Below are 15504 nucleotides of genomic sequence, written 5' to 3' on the forward strand. Positions count from 1 at the left end.
TCATGGAATCGTGGCCCGCTCCGGACGTTCCGGCACTGCCGGGCCGGGGTCCGCAGCTGCGGCTCTACGACAGCGCCGACCGGCAGGTGAGGCCGGTGTCTGCGGGTGAGACGGCCACCATGTACGTCTGCGGCATCACCCCGTACGACGCCACCCACCTCGGCCACGCCGCCACCTACCTGACGTTCGACCTGGTGCACCGGGTGTGGCTGGACGCCGGCCACCGGGTGCACTACGTGCAGAACATCACCGACGTCGACGATCCGCTGTTCGAGCGCGCGGACCGCGACGGGATCGACTGGCGTGCGCTGGCCGCACGCGAGACCCAGCTGTTCCGCGAGGACATGGCCGCACTGCGGGTGCTGCCACCGCAGGACTACGTGGCCGCCACCGACGCGATCGCCGAGGTGATCGAGCTGGTGGAGAAGATGCTGGCCTCCGGCGCCGCCTATGTCGTCGACGACGCCGAGTACCCCGACGTCTACTACCGCGCCGACGCGACCGTCCAGTTCGGCTACGAGTCGAACTACGACCACGACACCATGCTCCAGCTGTTCGCCGAACGCGGCGGCGACCCGGACCGGCCCGGCAAGGCCGACGAGCTCGACGCACTGCTGTGGCGCGCGGAGCGGCCGGGCGAGCCCAGCTGGCCCTCACCGTTCGGCCCCGGCCGGCCGGGTTGGCACGTGGAGTGCGCGGCGATCGCGCTCAGCCGCATCGGCACCGGTCTGGACATCCAGGGCGGCGGCAGCGACCTGATCTTCCCCCACCACGAGTTCTCGGCGGCGCACGCCGAATCGGTGACGGGGGAGCGGCGATTCGCCCGCCACTACGTGCACGCCGGCATGATCGGCTGGGACGGCCACAAGATGAGCAAGAGCCGCGGCAACCTGGTGCTGGTGTCACGGCTGCGCGCCGACGGCATCGACCCCTCGGCGATCCGGCTCGGCCTGCTCGCCGGCCACTACCGCGCCGACCGGTTCTGGAGCGACGACGTGCTCGCCGACGCGCACACCCGGCTGGACCGCTGGCGGCGCGCCACCGCGCTGGCCGCCGGACCCGACGCGACCGATGTGCTCGCCCGGGTGCGCACCTACCTCGCCGACGATCTGGACACTCCGAGGGCCCTCGCCGCGCTGGACGCCTGGTGCGAGGAGGCACTCGAGGACGGCGGTCACGACACCGCCGCGCCCGGCATCGTCGCGACCGCCGTCGACGCCTTGCTCGGAGTCGCGCTGTCCGTGGAGTAACTTCCACGCATGACTTCGGTACGCGACAAGGTCGTGTTCATCACCGGCGGCGCCCGAGGGATCGGCGAAGAACTGGCCCGGCGGCTGCACGCCAAAGGCGCCAAGCTGGTCCTCACCGACCTCGACGAGGCGCCGCTGACCACACTCGCCGCCGACCTCGGCAACGAGCGGGTGCTGACCGTCGTCGCCGACGTCTGCGACCTCGCCACCATGCAGTCCGCCGCCGAGCAGGCCGTCACGCGGTTCGGCGGCATCGACATCGTGATCGCCAACGCCGGTATCGCCAGCTACGGCTCGGTGCTGGTCGTCGATCCCGACGCGTTCCGGCGGGTGCTCGACGTCAACGTGGTCGGCGTGTTCAACACCGCGCGTGCGACGCTGCCGTCGGTGATCGACCGCAAGGGCTACGTGCTGGTGGTGTCGTCGCTCGCGGCGTTCGCCGCCGCACCGGGGATGGCGCCGTACGACGCGTCCAAGGCCGGGGTGGAGCACTTCGCCAACGCGCTGCGCCTCGAGGTCGCCCACCACGGCGTCACGGTCGGATGTGCACACATGTCCTGGATCGACACCCCGCTGGTGCAGGACACCAAGGCCGATCTGCCGAGCTTCCGCACGATGCTCGACTCGCTGCCCGGACCGCTGAGCAAGACCACCTCGGTGCAGAAGTGCGGCGAGGTGTTCGTCAAGGGCATCGAAGGCCGCAGGGAGCGCATCTACTGTCCCTGGTGGGTGGGCGTCATCCGCTGGGCGAAGCCGCTGCTGACGACCCGGCTGGGGCAGGCGTCGGTGCTGAAGACCGCCCCGAAGGTGCTGCCGCAGATGGACAAGGAAGTGACCGCGCTGAAGCGGTCGCTGGGCGCGCGCACCCACGGCCTGAAGAAGTGATCCGCCGGCTGGTCGCCCTCGCGGCGGTCACGTTGCTGGCCGGATGTGCCCAAGGCGGTGACACCGACGCCCCCTCGGCCGCTCCGGCGACAACGCCGCCGGCGCAGGTCGGTCCGGCCGAGGCCAGGGCGATCGCCAAGGAGGCCTACATCTACGGCTTCCCGATCGTCGACAACTACCGGGTGCAGTACGCCTACTTCGTCGACAAGCAGGATCCCGAGTACAAGGGCGGCTGGAACGAGATCCACAGCACCGCACGGGTGTACACACCAGAGGACACGGCGGTGCAGACGCCGAACTCCGACACCCCGTATTCGATGCTCGGCGCGGACCTGCGCGCCGAACCGCTGGTGCTGACGGTTCCGCCGATCGAGCCGGACCGCTATTACTCGCTGCAGTTCATCAACGGCTACACCAACAACATCGCCTACGTCGGCAGCCGGACCACCGGCAACGGCGGCGGGAAGTACCTGTTTGCCGGACCCGGCTGGCAGGGCGACACACCGCAGGGCATCGACGAGGTCATCCGGTCCGACACCGACCTGGCCGGCGTCATCTACCGGACCCAGCTGTTCGGACCGTCCGACCTCGAAAGCGTCAAACGGATTCAGGCCGGCTATCAGGTGGCGCCGCTGTCGGTGTACCTCAACGCGCCACCGCCGCCCGGCGCCCCGCCGATCGACTTCGTCCCGCCGCTCACCCCCGAGCAGCAGGTGAATTCGCCGCAATTCTTCGAGATCCTCAACTTCGCGCTGCGCACCGCGCCGGTGCTGCCCGACGAACGCGATATGCGCAACCGGTTCGCGCGCATCGGCATCGGTCCGGACGGGGGTTTCGACGCCGACACCCTCACCCCGGAGATGCGACAGGCCGTCGAGGACGGCATGGCCGATGCGTGGGCCGAGTTCAACACGTTCAAGAAGAACGAGCTCGACACCGGAAAGGTGGGATCAGCCCAGCTGTTCGGCACCGCCGCGGACCTCAAGGGCAACTACCTCCACCGGATGGCCGGTGCCGTGCTCGGCATCTACGGCAACACCGCGGCCGAAGCGCTCTACCCGGGCCTGGTCGAGGATTCCGACGGCCAACCGCTCACCGGCGCCAACAACTACACCGTCCGCTTCGCGCCGGGTCAGTTGCCGCCGGTCAACGCGTTCTGGTCGCTGACGATGTACGAGCTGCCGCAGAGTCAGTTGGTGCCCAACGAGCTGCAGCGCTATCTGATCAACTCGCCCATGTTGCCGAGCCTGGTGCCCGACCCCGACGGCGGCTACACCTTCTTCGTGCAGAACGCCTCGCCCGGCGCAGGCAAGGAGTCGAACTGGCTGCCCGCGCCGAAGGGACCGTTCCAGATGGTGCTGCGGCTGTACTGGCCGAAGCCCGATGCGCTCAACGGCACGTGGAAGCCACCGCAGGTGGTGCGCGGCTAGCTCCGGAAACCCGGGCCCCTTCGCCGCAGATACCGCTCGAACTCGGCGGCCAGGGCGTCGCCGTCGATCTTGCCCAGCGCCTCGGTCATGTCGACCTCGGCGTCGCCGCGCTGTTCGAGGGAGGCGACGTACTCGGCGATCTCGTCGTCCTCGGCGGTCATCTCGGTGACCGCCTCCTCCCACTCCTCGGCCTGGGTGGGCAGGTCGGCCAGCGGCACCTCGATGTCGAGGACGTCCTCGACGCGACGCAGCAGCGCGACGGTGGCTTTCGGGTTGGGCGGCTGCGACACGTAGTGCGGCACCGCAGCCCAGAACGTGACCGCGGGAATCCCGGCCTGCACGCAGGCGTCCTGGAACACCCCGGCGATGCCGGTCGGTCCCTCGTACCGGGTCTCCTCGAGACCGAAGAACTTCGCCGACTCCGACGAGTAGGCCGCGCCGGACACCGGCACGGGCCGGGTGTGCGGGGTGTCGGCGAGCAGCGCACCCAGGATCACGACGGTCTGCACGTTGAGCTTGTCGGCGATGTTGAGCAGTTCCGCGCAGAACGTGCGCCAGCGCATGTTCGGTTCGACGCCGTGCATCAACACGATGTCGCGGTCGGCGCCGGGCGGGCGGCAGTGGGAGATCCGCATCGACGGCCACACCAGCTCGCGGGTCACCCCGTCGATCTGCCGGATCACCGGGCGATTGACCTGGTAGTCGTAGTACGACTCGTCGTCGATCTCGGCGATCGTCTCGGCCTCCCAGATCGCGTCGAGGTGCTCGAGCGCGTCACTGGCGGCGTCACCGGCGTCGTTCCAGCCCTCGAACGCCGCCACGACGATGGCGTCCCGCAACTGCGGCAGGTCAGGTCCCTTCGGGGGGCCGAAGTCCGATGGGGTCACAACGCAAGCCTAAGGCCTGCGAGGCACGCGCGAGCCCCATCGACCCACGCGGCGGTTTGCACTCACCGACTATCCTGTGCCGTGTGAGTGCCGCCGAACCGCGCGTCCGCGACACCGACCTCCTCGGCGCCCTGTCGACGCGGGTTCCGGTGGGCGACAACGTGGTCGAGACGAAATAGGTTCAACGGCGATTTGGTTAACCTTGGTAACCAAAGCATCGCGGGCAAGCGCTCCGAGGCGGGGTCGATTGCGGCGGTGAACTGGGCGTCCAGACGTCGATCGCGCGACGACGTAGACTTTCCGGGGTCGAGAGGCGTTGCAACGGGTTCTGGCGGGGTCCCTTCCCCGTCCGGTATCCGCCACGCTCGGCAGAGTCAAGGACGCCTTCCGCTACGGAAGGAGTGCGCGTGACCGCTGTCGAGGCGAACACCTTTGCGCCGAACATCCGCCCTGACTGCACCGAGGAGCTGACCGCAGCCCTGCGCCGGCGGATCATGGTGATCGACGGCGCGATGGGCACCGCGATCCAGCGGGACCGGCCGGACGAGGCGGGCTACCGCGGCGACCGGTTCACGGAGTGGCCGACCGCCCTGCAGGGCAACAACGACCTGCTCAACCTGACGCAGCCCCAGATCATCGAGGGGATCCACCGCGAGTACCTCGAGGCGGGCGCGGACATCCTGGAGACCAACACGTTCAACGCGAACGCGATCTCGCTCTCCGACTACGACATGGCCGAGCTGGCCTACGAGCTGAACTACGCCGGCGCCGCCCTGGCCCGCAAGGCCGCCGACGAGTACAGCACCCCCGACAAGCCCCGCTACGTCGCCGGCGCGATCGGGCCCACGACGCGGACCGCGTCGATCTCCCCGGACGTCAACGACCCCGGCGCCCGCAACGTCTCCTACGACCAGCTGGTCGCGGCGTACCTCGAGGCCGCCAACGGCCTGGTTGACGGCGGCGCCGACCTGCTCATCATCGAGACGATCTTCGACTCGCTGAACGCCAAGGCGGCGGTGTTCGCCGTCGAGACCCTGTTCGAGCAGCGCGGTCGCCGCTGGCCGGTGATCATCTCGGGCACCATCACCGATGCGTCCGGGCGGACCCTGTCCGGTCAGGTCACCGAGGCCTTCTGGAACGCGATCAGGCACGCCAAGCCGCTCGCGGTGGGCCTCAACTGCGCCCTCGGCGCGCCGGAGATGCGGCCCTACATCGCCGAGGTGGCACGGATCGCCGACACGTTCGTCTCCTGCTATCCGAACGCGGGCCTGCCCAACGCCTTCGGCGAGTACGACGAGTCCCCGGAGCATCAGGCCGGTTATCTCGCCGAATTCGCCGAGGCCGGCCTGGTCAACCTGGTCGGCGGGTGCTGCGGGACGGCGCCGCCGCACATCGCCGAGATCGCGAAGGTCGTGGACGGCAAGAAGCCGCGTGAGGTGCCGGAGGTCCCGGTGGCCACCCGGCTCTCAGGCCTGGAGCCGCTCAACATCACCAACGACTCCCTGTTCGTCAACATCGGTGAGCGCACCAACATCACCGGCTCGGCCCGGTTCCGCAACCTGATCAAGGCCGAGGACTACGACAGCGCGCTGTCGGTCGCTCTGCAGCAGGTCGAGGTCGGTGCGCAGGTCATCGACATCAACATGGACGAGGGCATGATCGACGGTGTCGCCGCGATGGACCGGTTCACCAAGCTGATCGCGGCCGAACCCGACATCAGCCGCGTCCCGGTGATGATCGACTCCTCCAAGTGGGAGGTCATCGAGGCGGGCCTGAAGAACGTCCAGGGCAAGCCGATCGTCAACTCGATCTCCCTGAAGGAGGGCGAGGAGAAGTTCATCCGCGAGGCCCGGCTGTGCCGCAAGTACGGCGCCGCCGTCGTCGTGATGGCCTTCGACGAGCAGGGGCAGGCCGACAATCTGGAACGCCGAAAGGAGATCTGCGGGCGCGCCTACCGGATCCTGACCGAAGAGGTCGGCTTCCCGCCCGAGGACATCATCTTCGACCCGAACTGCTTCGCGCTGGCGACCGGTATCGAGGAGCACGCGACGTACGGCATCGACTTCATCGAGGCCTGCGCCTGGATCAAGGAGAACCTCCCCGGGGTGCACATCTCCGGCGGTATCTCGAACGTGTCGTTCTCGTTCCGGGGCAACAATCCGGTCCGCGAGGCGATCCACTCGGTGTTCCTGTTCCACGCCATCAAGGCCGGCCTGGACATGGGCATCGTCAACGCCGGTGCACTGGTGCCCTACGACTCGATCGACCCCGAACTGCGGGACCGGATCGAGGACGTCGTGCTGAACCGTCGCGAGGATGCGGCCGAACGGCTCCTGGAAATCGCCGAGCGGTTCAACAAGTCGGAGAAGGCCGACGACCCTGCGGCGGCCGAGTGGCGCAGCCTCCCGGTCCGTGAGCGGATCACCCACGCCCTGGTCAAGGGCATCGATGCGCACGTCGACGACGACACCGAGGAATTGCGGGCCGAGATCGCCGCCGCGGGCGGCCGCCCGATCGAGGTGATCGAGGGCCCGCTGATGGACGGCATGAACGTCGTCGGTGACCTCTTCGGCGCAGGCAAGATGTTCCTGCCCCAGGTGGTGAAGTCGGCGCGGGTGATGAAGAAGGCCGTCGCGTATCTGCTGCCCTACATCGAGGCGGAGAAGGTGCAGTCGGGAACCACTGCCGCGAAGGACACCAACGGCACGATCATCATGGCGACCGTGAAGGGCGACGTCCACGACATCGGCAAGAACATCGTCGGGGTCGTCCTGCAGTGCAACAACTTCGAAGTGATCGACCTCGGCGTGATGGTGCCCGCCCAGAAGATCCTGGATGCGGCGAAGGAGCACGACGCCGACATCATCGGGCTGTCCGGCCTGATCACCCCGTCCCTGGACGAGATGGTCAACTTCGCGGTCGAGATGGAGCGCGAGGGCCTCGAGATCCCGCTGCTGATCGGTGGCGCGACCACCTCGCGCGCCCACACGGCCGTCAAGGTGGCGCCGCGTCGCAGCGGTCCGGTGGTCTGGGTCAAGGACGCGTCCCGCTCGGTGCCGGTCGCTGCCGCGCTGCTCGACGACCGGCAGCGGCCTGCCCTGCTGGAGGCCACCGAGAAGGACTACGCATCCCTGCGGGAACGGCACGCCCAGAAGAACGAGCGGCCGATGCTGACGCTGGAGAAGGCCCGCGCGAACCGGACGCCGATCGAGTGGGACGGCTACACACCGCCGGCTCCGGCCCAGGGCCTCGGCGTGCGCGAGTTCTCCGACTACGACCTCGCCGAGCTGCGTGAGTACATCGACTGGCAGCCGTTCTTCAACGCGTGGGAGATGAAGGGCCGTTTCCCCGACATCCTCAACAACCCGGTCTCGGGCGAGGCCGCCCGCAAGCTCTACGACGACGCCCAGGAGATGCTCGACACCCTGATCAAGGAGAAGTGGCTGACCGCCAACGGGGTCATCGGGTTCTTCCCCGCGAACGCGGTCGGTGACGACATCGAGGTCTACACCGACGACACCCGCACCGAGGTGTTGACCACGTTGCACAACCTGCGCCAGCAGGGCGAGCACCGCGACGGCATCCCGAACCGGAGCCTCGGCGACTTCGTCGCCCCCAGGGAAACGGGTCTGGCGGACTACGTCGGCGCGTTCGCCGTCACGGCGGGACTCGGCAGCCAGGACAGGATCGTCGAGTTCAAGGCGGCCAACGACGACTACAACGCGATTTTGCTGGAGTCGATCGCCGACCGGTTGGCGGAGGCGTTCGCCGAGCGGATGCACCAGCGGGTCCGCAAGGAGTTCTGGGGCTATCAGCCCGACGAGCAGCTGGACAACGAGGCGCTCATCGGTGAGAAATACCGGGGGATCAGGCCGGCCCCCGGCTACCCGGCCTGCCCCGAGCACACCGAGAAGACCACGCTCTTCGAGTTGTTGGACGTCACGGAGCGCACCGGCATCGAGCTGACCGAGTCGATGGCGATGTGGCCCGGTGCGGCCGTCAGCGGCTGGTACTTCTCGCATCCGCAGTCGCAGTACTTCGTTGTCGGCCGCATCGCCCAGGACCAGGTGGCCGACTACGCGAAGCGCAAGGGCTGGACGCTGAAGGAGGCCGAGCGCTGGCTGGCCCCCAACCTCGGCTACAACCCGGAGGATTGACCCCTGATCGCCGCGAACGTGAAGTCATGCATGAAGAATCGCCAACTTGTCGAACACGAGCTCACATTCGGCAGGGGGTTGCGGCCATGAGAGCGGTGCTGTTCGACATGGACGGGACGCTCGTCGACTCCGAAAAGCTTTGGGATGTCTCGCTTGCCGCGCTCTACGACCGGCTCGGCGGCGTGATCACCGACGAGATGCGCGTCGCGCTGGTCGGCAGCTCCGCCGAGAACACCATCCGGACCATCTTCGCCGACCTGGGTCTCGATCCGGAACCCGCGGCGATGGCCGACGCCGATCGCTGGCTGCACGAATACACCGGGCAGTTGTTCGCCACGGCGGGCTTGCCGTGGTGTGACGGCGCCCGAGAACTACTGGAACACCTTGCCCGCGAGGGTGTTTCGATGGCGCTGGTCACCAACACGCAGCGGGCGCTCACCGAGCAGGCGCTCGAGAGCATCGGCCGCCACTACTTCACCGTGACGGTCTGCGGTGACGAGGTGCCCGAAGGCAAACCCGCACCGGACCCGTACCTGCGGGCCGCCGAACTGCTCGGGCTCGATCCCGGGCATTGCCTGGCGGTGGAGGATTCGGTCACCGGCGCCCAGGCCGCCGAACTCGCCGGATGCCCGGTGCTCGTGGTGCCCAACGATGTGGTGGTTCCGTCGAGCCCGCGCAGGCGGCACATCGATTCGCTGCGAGACGTGGTCGTCGACGACTTGCGGGCGTTCCACGCCGAAATCGACGGCGCCTCCGGGAAACGCAGCGCCTGACCTGCGCCCGCGGCAGCGCGGTTTCGCGCCTCGCATCCGTGGGAACCCGCCTTGTCTCAGCCGGATCGGTGTTTGAATGTGATTCCGGTCACGCAACGCTGCGGGAAAGGATGACCCATGGCAGGTCACGGTGGCGCTCCGGTAGGCGATGACCTACCCATCGCGGACAACGAATTCTCCTCAGGGAAGACCGCGGTCCGCATCGCCTCGGTCGCCGCACTCGGTGGTCTGCTGTTCGGGTACGACAGCGCGGTGATCAACGGCGCCGTCGACTCCATTCAGGAGGACTTCGGCATCGGCAACGCCGAACTCGGCTTCGCCGTCGCATCCGCCCTGCTGGGCGCCGCGGCCGGCGCGATGACCGCGGGCCGCATCGCCGACCGGATCGGCCGCATCGCGGTCATGAAGATCGCGGCGGTGCTGTTCCTCATCAGCGCCTTCGGCACCGGCTTCGCCCACGAGGTGTGGGCCGTCGTGCTCTTCCGGATCGTCGGCGGTATCGGCGTCGGGGTGGCCTCGGTGATCGCACCCGCCTACATCGCCGAGACCTCACCGCCGAGCATCCGGGGGCGGCTGGGCTCGTTGCAGCAGCTGGCCATCGTGTCCGGCATCTTCCTGTCGTTCGCCGTCAACTGGCTGCTGCAGTGGGCCGCGGGTGGGCCGAACGAGCCGCTGTGGTTCGGGGTGGACGCCTGGCGCTGGATGTTCCTGGCGATGGCGGTGCCCGCCGTGGTGTACGGCGCACTGGCCTTCACCATCCCCGAGTCACCGCGGTATCTGGTTGCCAGCCACCGGATTCCGGAGGCGCGCCGGGTGCTGAGCACCCTGCTCGGCGGTAAGAACCTGGAGATCACGATCCACCGCATCCAGGACACGCTGGAACGTGAGGACAAACCCTCCTGGCGGGATCTGCGCAAACCCACCGGCGGGCTCTACAGCATCGTCTGGGTCGGGCTCGGGCTGTCGATCTTCCAGCAGTTCGTCGGCATCAACGTGATCTTCTACTACTCCAACGTGCTGTGGCAGGCGGTCGGCTTCAGTGCCGACGAGTCGGCGATCTACACCGTCATCACCTCGGTGATCAACGTGCTGACCACGCTCATCGCGATCGCCCTGATCGACAAGATCGGCCGCAAACCGCTGCTGCTGATCGGCTCGACGGGCATGGCCGTCACGCTGATCACGATGGCGGTCATCTTCGCCAACGCGACGATCGGCCCCGACGGGAACCCGAGCCTGCCCGGCGCGTCCGGGGTGATCGCGCTGATCGCGGCCAACCTGTTCGTCGTGGCGTTCGGCATGTCCTGGGGTCCGGTGGTGTGGGTGCTGCTGGGCGAGATGTTCCCCAACCGCATCCGGGCCGCCGCGCTGGGTATTGCCGCCGCCGGGCAGTGGGCCGCCAACTGGCTGATCACCGTCACGTTCCCGGGCCTGCGGGAACACCTCGGGCTCGCGTACGGGTTCTACGGCCTGTGCGCAGTGCTGTCCGGGCTGTTCGTGTGGCGCTGGGTGCGGGAGACCAAGGGCGTGTCGCTGGAGGACATGCACGCCGACATTATGCAGCACGACCTGCCCACGGCGGCCAAGGAAGGGTGAGGGCCGTGCCCGCACGGGGCTGACGCAACGGCGTGGGAGAATTGCAGCCCGTGAAGACCTTCGATGCGCTGTTCGACGAGTTGACCGAACGTGCGCGCACCCGGCCTGAGGGCAGCGGCACCGTGGCGGCCCTCGACGGCGGCGTGCACGGGCTGGGCAAGAAGATCCTCGAGGAGGCCGGCGAGGTGTGGCTGGCCGCCGAACACGAGAGCGACGAAGCCCTCGCCGAGGAGATCAGCCAGCTGCTCTATTGGACGCAGGTGCTCATGATCTCCCGCGGTCTGTCGCCCGCCGACGTCTACCGCAAGCTGTGAACGGCATGCTGCGCGTCGCAGTTCCCAACAAGGGCACGCTGAGTGAACCCGCCGCCGAGATCCTGTCGGAGGCCGGCTACCGCCGCCGCACCGACACCAAGGACCTCACGGTCGTCGACCCGGCCAACAACGTCGAGTTCTTCTTCCTGCGGCCGAAGGACATCGCGATCTACGTCGGGTCCGGCCAGCTCGACCTGGGGATCACCGGGCGGGATCTGGCCGCCGAATCCAATGCGCCCGTGCGTGAGCGGCTTGCGCTGGGGTTCGGCTCCTCGACCTTCCGCTACGCCGCGCCCGCCGGACGCGACTGGGCTCCGGAGGATCTCGACGGTAAGCGGATCGCCACCGCGTTCCCGAACCTGGTGCGAAAAGACCTGGCCGCCAGGGGAATCGATGCGACCGTCATTCGCCTCGACGGCGCGGTGGAGATCTCGGTGGTACTCGGTGTCGCCGACGCGATCGCCGACGTCGTCGGCTCGGGCCGCACGCTCGGCCTGCACAACCTCGTCGCCTTCGGTGAGTCGCTCTGCGATTCGGAGGCGGTGCTGATCGAGCGCGACGGCGCCGGTGACGAGAACGCTGCCGCGCGTGACCAACTCGCGGCCCGGGTGCAGGGCGTGGTGTTCGGCCAGCAATACCTGATGCTGGACTACGACTGCCCGCGCCACCTGCTGGACCGAGCCACCGAGGTGACGCCCGGACTGGAATCGCCCACCATCGCACCGCTGGCCGACCCGGACTGGGTGGCGGTGCGCGCGCTGGTGCCGCGGCGCGACGTCAACGCGATCATGGACGAGCTGGCGGCGATCGGCGCCAAGGCGATCCTCGCCTCGGACATCCGGTTCTGCCGCTTCTGAATCCCACCGGGCGCTGGGGCGCGCGTCCGGTGTCTCGCGCGCGATGCGCTGTGGGGACCGGAGTTGCGTGCTAGCGTCCGGAGGACTTCATCGGCCGGCCGGAGGTTCGCATGACGCATGCCCTAGTCCTGCTCCTGGCACTGCTGATCGGTGTGGTCGCCGGGCTGCGCGCGTTCGCCGCACCGGCGGCGGTCGCGTGGGCGGCGATGCTGGACTGGATCATCCTGGACGGCACGTGGGCGCAGTGGCTGGCCCACCCGATCACGGTGACGGTGCTCACCATCCTGGCGATCGGCGAACTCGTCACCGACCAGCTGCCCAAGACCCCCAGCCGCAAGACGCCGATGCAATTCGTCCCCCGGCTGGTCAGCGGGGGGTTCGCGGGCGCGGTGATCGGCACCGCGTGGGGCTACACGTTCGGCGGACTGGGCGCGGGCGTCGTCGGTGCCGTACTCGGCACCCTCGGCGGCTACGAGGCCCGCAGACGTCTGGTCGCGCGCAACGGCGGGCGTGACCTGCCGATCGCGCTGCTGGAGGACGGCATCGCCATCGGCGGCGGCATCCTCGTCGCGTGGCTCACCTCGGTGATCTGAGATGACCGAACAGACAACGAAATTCGACGCCATCGTCATCGGTGCGGGGCAGGCCGGCCCACCGCTGGCCGGCCGCTTGACCGAGGCCGGCCAGACCGTCGCCGTCATCGAACGCAAACTCGTCGGCGGCACCTGCGTGAACTACGGCTGTATCCCGACCAAGACCCTGGTGGCCAGCGCGCACGCCGCGCATCTGGCCCGCCGCGGCGCCGAATACGGTGTCGGCACGGGCGATGTGACCGTCGACATGGCGAAGGTCAAGGCGCGCAAGGACAAAATCATGCTCGACGACCGCAACGGCGTCGAGTCGTGGTTGAAGGGTATGGACGGCTGCACGTTCCTGCGCGGCCACGCCCGCTTCGAGGGTCCCCGCACCGTCCGGGTGGACGATCAGCTGCTCGAAGCGGATCGCATCTTCCTCAACGTCGGGGGCCGGGCCGTGGTACCCGACCTGCCCGGCCTGCAGGACATCGACTACCTCACCAACGTGGGCATCCTCGATCTCGACGCCCTGCCCGAGCATCTGGTGATCGTCGGCGGCAGCTACATTGCGCTGGAGTTCGCCCAGATGTACCGCCGGTTCGGCGCGCGGGTGACCGTGCTCGAACACGGTCCGCGGCTGACCTCGCGAGAGGACGAAGACGTGTCGGCGGCGATCAAGGACATCCTCGAGGCCGAGGGCATCGACATCGTGGTCGGTGCCAAGGACATCCGATTCAGCAAGCGCGACAACGGGTTCCAGGTCGTGACGGGTGACGGAGCGCAACCCGTCGCCGGCAGTCACCTGCTGCTCGCGGTCGGCCGGCAACCCAACACCGACGACCTCGGCCTCGACGCCGCAGGTGTGCAGACCGACGAGCGGGGCTACATCGTCGTCGACGACCAGCTGCGCACCAGCGTCGAAGGCATCTGGGCGATGGGGGACTGCAACGGCAGGGGGGCGTTCACCCACACCTCCTACAACGACTTCGAGATCGTCGCCGCGAACCTCCTCGACGACGATCCTCGCCGGGTCAGCGACCGGGTCACCACCTACGCGCTCTACATCGACCCGCCGCTCGGTCGCGCCGGGATGACCGTCGACCAGGTGCGGGCGTCCGGCCGCAAGGCGTTGGTCGGCAAGCGGCCCATGACGCGGGTGGGCCGCGCGGTCGAGAAGGGGGAGACCCAGGGCTTCATGAAGGTGGTGGTCGACGCCGAGACCGAGGAGATCCTCGGGGCGGCGATCCTCGGCGTCGGCGGGGACGAGGTGGTCCACGCGATCCTCGACATCATGACCGCCAAGAAGCCCTACACCGCGATCTCCCGGACCATGCACATCCACCCGACGGTCAGTGAACTGGTGCCGACGCTGCTGCAGGACTTGAAGCCGCTGACGTGACGCGCCGCCCGGCGGCGAACTGCGCGGCCACCCGGGCGATCCGCTCGCCCAGATGCCTGCAGGTCCGCGCGTCCGAGGGATGCACCCCGTCCGGTCCGGCGTCGACGTCGGTCTGCGCGCCGGCCCCCAGGAAGAAGCCGAGCCGATTGAGGTCGTCCGCGCTGCCCGCCGAGCTGTTCCAGCCCGCGACCAGGCCGAGGCTCACCCAGTGCATGTGGTGTTGCGCGGCGAACACCGCAAGCGACATCAGCGCGGCGACCTTGTCGCCGCTCTTGGCCCCCGAATTCGTGAAACCCGCCGCGAGCTTGTCGCGCCAGGTGCCCTCCTGGCACCGCCGCCCGGTGCGTTCGGCGAACGCCTGGAACGCCGCCGACACGTTGCCCATGTAGGTCGGCGTGCCGAACACGATCGCGTCCGCCTCGTCGAGCGTGTGCCAGTCCCGGTCGGTGAGGGCATCGAGGACGACGATGTGGACCGCGGCGCCCGCCGCCCTCGCGCCGTCGGCGACCGACTCCGCGAGCGCCGCGGTGTGACCGAAGCCGGAGTGGAACGCGACGGCCACACGCGGCGCATGGTCATCGGCGGGCATCGTCGACCTCCTGTTTGCGGGACAGCCAGTCCGGCAGCTCGGCGCCGGTCAGATGGGACTCGAGCCGGTCGAGGAATGCGTGGGTGCCGCCGAGGAAGCCCGAGGCGTTGCGAATTCCCAAGCCGCGGTGGGTGAATCGCAGCACCGTGTCGGCACCGTCGGTGCGCAGTTCGTATCGCACCACCCCGTCCTCGACGATCGGCTGGCGCCATTCGTGTTCGAAGACGTGCGGCGGATCCCAGACGAGGATGCGTCCGGTCATCCGCTTGCGGTCGTCGGGCAGCGGCGGGCCGGTGGCGACCATGTCGATGGTGCCGCCTTCGCGGGCGTCGATCGTCGTCGCGCCGAACCACTGGCCGCGTTCGTGCGGATCGGTGATCGCCGACCACACCGTCTCGATCGGGAACGGCAGCCGGCGTTCGAAGGTCAGCACCGCCCGGTCACCCTCGACGGTGAGGCGCCCGTCTCGCCCGCTCATCGCGACTCCTCAGCGCGCCGCTGCAGATGTCGCTCGAGGTCGTCGAGGTGTCCGGCCCAGAAGTGCCGGTACCGGTCGATCCACGCGCCGATCTCGACGAGCCCGTCGGCGCGCAGCGCGTAGATCCGGCGCTGGGCGTCCGGGCGCACCTCGACGAGGCCCACCTCGCGGAGCACCCGCAGGTGCCGCGACACCGTCGGCTGGGTCAGGTCCGGCAGGGTCGACACGAGTTCGCCGGCGGTGCGCTCACCGTCGGCCAGCGCGTCGAGAAGTGCCCGCCTGCTGGGTTCGGCGACTGCCTCGAAGACATCCAT

14 protein-coding genes are annotated in these 15504 nt (G+C 68.7%); 10 read left to right on the forward strand and 4 right to left on the reverse strand.

The annotated features are described in order from the left end of the window. The first annotated feature begins 2 nt into the window (after window positions 1–2). From mshC to G6N30_RS05575, 3 genes are read left to right on the forward strand one after another with little or no spacing between them, the layout of a single operon-like run. Window positions 3–1250, forward strand: a complete 1248-nt coding sequence (gene mshC / locus G6N30_RS05565; protein ID WP_134060374.1) for a cysteine--1-D-myo-inosityl 2-amino-2-deoxy-alpha-D-glucopyranoside ligase — start codon at window positions 3–5, stop codon at window positions 1248–1250. A 9-nt stretch (window positions 1251–1259) separates the two neighbouring features. Next, window positions 1260–2135, forward strand: coding sequence for an SDR family oxidoreductase (locus tag G6N30_RS05570; RefSeq protein ID WP_134060375.1), 876 nt, complete (start codon window positions 1260–1262; stop codon window positions 2133–2135). Beyond that, on the forward strand, window positions 2132–3565 hold the full coding sequence (locus G6N30_RS05575; protein WP_134060376.1) for a DUF1254 domain-containing protein: 1434 nt from the start codon (window positions 2132–2134) through the stop codon (window positions 3563–3565). The genes G6N30_RS05570 and G6N30_RS05575 overlap by 4 nt, the downstream gene beginning before the upstream one ends. Here the strand turns inward: G6N30_RS05575 and G6N30_RS05580 are convergent. Beyond that, window positions 3562–4452 carry a PAC2 family protein gene (locus G6N30_RS05580; protein WP_134060377.1) on the reverse strand — a complete coding sequence of 297 codons (891 nt, stop codon included), beginning with the start codon at window positions 4450–4452 and terminating at the stop codon, window positions 3562–3564. The two genes, G6N30_RS05575 and G6N30_RS05580, sit on opposite strands and share 4 nt — an antisense overlap. A 401-nt stretch (window positions 4453–4853) precedes the next feature. On the opposite strand from G6N30_RS05580, the gene metH reads away from it, so the two are divergent. From metH to G6N30_RS05615, 7 genes are all read left to right on the forward strand, one after another. Continuing rightward, window positions 4854–8609, forward strand: coding sequence for a methionine synthase (gene metH, locus G6N30_RS05585; protein WP_407664706.1), 3756 nt, complete (start codon window positions 4854–4856; stop codon window positions 8607–8609). 86 nt (window positions 8610–8695) lie between these two features. Then, complete coding sequence (locus G6N30_RS05590; RefSeq protein WP_134060379.1) at window positions 8696–9382, forward strand: HAD family hydrolase; 687 nt, start codon at window positions 8696–8698, stop codon at window positions 9380–9382. 117 nt (window positions 9383–9499) lie between these two features. Next, the gene (locus G6N30_RS05595; protein WP_134060380.1) at window positions 9500–10978 is read left to right on the forward strand and encodes a sugar porter family MFS transporter; all 1479 of its coding nucleotides are present in this window, start codon (window positions 9500–9502) and stop codon (window positions 10976–10978) included. A 32-nt stretch (window positions 10979–11010) separates the two neighbouring features. Further along, a complete protein-coding gene (locus G6N30_RS05600) occupies window positions 11011–11292 on the forward strand; it encodes a phosphoribosyl-ATP diphosphatase (RefSeq protein ID WP_134060381.1) in 282 nt (93 codons plus the stop codon). A gap of 5 nt (window positions 11293–11297) precedes the next feature. Continuing rightward, a complete protein-coding gene (gene hisG / locus G6N30_RS05605; RefSeq protein ID WP_134060382.1) occupies window positions 11298–12149 on the forward strand; it encodes an ATP phosphoribosyltransferase in 852 nt (283 codons plus the stop codon). 110 nt (window positions 12150–12259) lie between these two features. Then, window positions 12260–12742 carry a DUF4126 domain-containing protein gene (locus G6N30_RS05610; RefSeq protein ID WP_134060383.1) on the forward strand — a complete coding sequence of 161 codons (483 nt, stop codon included), beginning with the start codon at window positions 12260–12262 and terminating at the stop codon, window positions 12740–12742. 1 nt (window position 12743) lies between these two features. After that, window positions 12744–14123, forward strand: coding sequence for an FAD-containing oxidoreductase (locus tag G6N30_RS05615; RefSeq protein WP_134060384.1), 1380 nt, complete (start codon window positions 12744–12746; stop codon window positions 14121–14123). On the opposite strand, the gene G6N30_RS05620 is transcribed toward G6N30_RS05615, so the two are convergent. Genes G6N30_RS05620 through G6N30_RS05630 form a run of 3 tightly spaced genes read right to left on the reverse strand, consistent with a single transcriptional unit; the run spans window position 14074 to window position 15504 of the window. Further along, entirely contained in the window at window positions 14074–14712 is a 639-nt protein-coding gene (locus tag G6N30_RS05620) for a flavodoxin family protein (RefSeq protein ID WP_134060385.1), read from the reverse strand. The genes G6N30_RS05615 and G6N30_RS05620 overlap by 50 nt on opposite strands. Continuing rightward, a complete protein-coding gene (locus G6N30_RS05625; protein ID WP_134060386.1) occupies window positions 14699–15190 on the reverse strand; it encodes an SRPBCC family protein in 492 nt (163 codons plus the stop codon). The genes G6N30_RS05620 and G6N30_RS05625 overlap by 14 nt, the downstream gene beginning before the upstream one ends. Beyond that, complete coding sequence (locus tag G6N30_RS05630; protein ID WP_134060387.1) at window positions 15187–15504, reverse strand: ArsR/SmtB family transcription factor; 318 nt, start codon at window positions 15502–15504, stop codon at window positions 15187–15189. Before G6N30_RS05630 ends, G6N30_RS05625 begins: the two co-directional genes overlap by 4 nt.

The sequence above is a fragment of the Mycolicibacterium litorale genome (genome assembly GCF_010731695.1).
GTDB classification, from domain to species: domain Bacteria; phylum Actinomycetota; class Actinomycetes; order Mycobacteriales; family Mycobacteriaceae; genus Mycobacterium; species Mycobacterium litorale.

What these genes read in the sequence shown, in the direction of transcription:
- mshC (WP_134060374.1), top strand. Translation starts at nt 3, where the DNA reads ATGGAATCGTGGCCCGCTCCGGACGTTCCGGCACTGCCGGGCCGGGGT.
- G6N30_RS05570 (WP_134060375.1), top strand. Translation starts at nt 1,260, where the DNA reads ATGACTTCGGTACGCGACAAGGTCGTGTTCATCACCGGCGGCGCCCGA.
- G6N30_RS05590 (WP_134060379.1), top strand. Translation starts at nt 8,696, where the DNA reads ATGAGAGCGGTGCTGTTCGACATGGACGGGACGCTCGTCGACTCCGAA.
- G6N30_RS05595 (WP_134060380.1), top strand. Translation starts at nt 9,500, where the DNA reads ATGGCAGGTCACGGTGGCGCTCCGGTAGGCGATGACCTACCCATCGCG.
- hisG (WP_134060382.1), top strand. Translation starts at nt 11,298, where the DNA reads ATGCTGCGCGTCGCAGTTCCCAACAAGGGCACGCTGAGTGAACCCGCC.
- G6N30_RS05610 (WP_134060383.1), top strand. Translation starts at nt 12,260, where the DNA reads ATGACGCATGCCCTAGTCCTGCTCCTGGCACTGCTGATCGGTGTGGTC.
- G6N30_RS05615 (WP_134060384.1), top strand. Translation starts at nt 12,744, where the DNA reads ATGACCGAACAGACAACGAAATTCGACGCCATCGTCATCGGTGCGGGG.
- G6N30_RS05620 (WP_134060385.1), bottom strand. Translation starts at nt 14,712, where the DNA reads ATGCCCGCCGATGACCATGCGCCGCGTGTGGCCGTCGCGTTCCACTCC.
- G6N30_RS05625 (WP_134060386.1), bottom strand. Translation starts at nt 15,190, where the DNA reads ATGAGCGGGCGAGACGGGCGCCTCACCGTCGAGGGTGACCGGGCGGTG.
- G6N30_RS05630 (WP_134060387.1), bottom strand. Translation starts at nt 15,504, where the DNA reads ATGGATGTCTTCGAGGCAGTCGCCGAACCCAGCAGGCGGGCACTTCTC.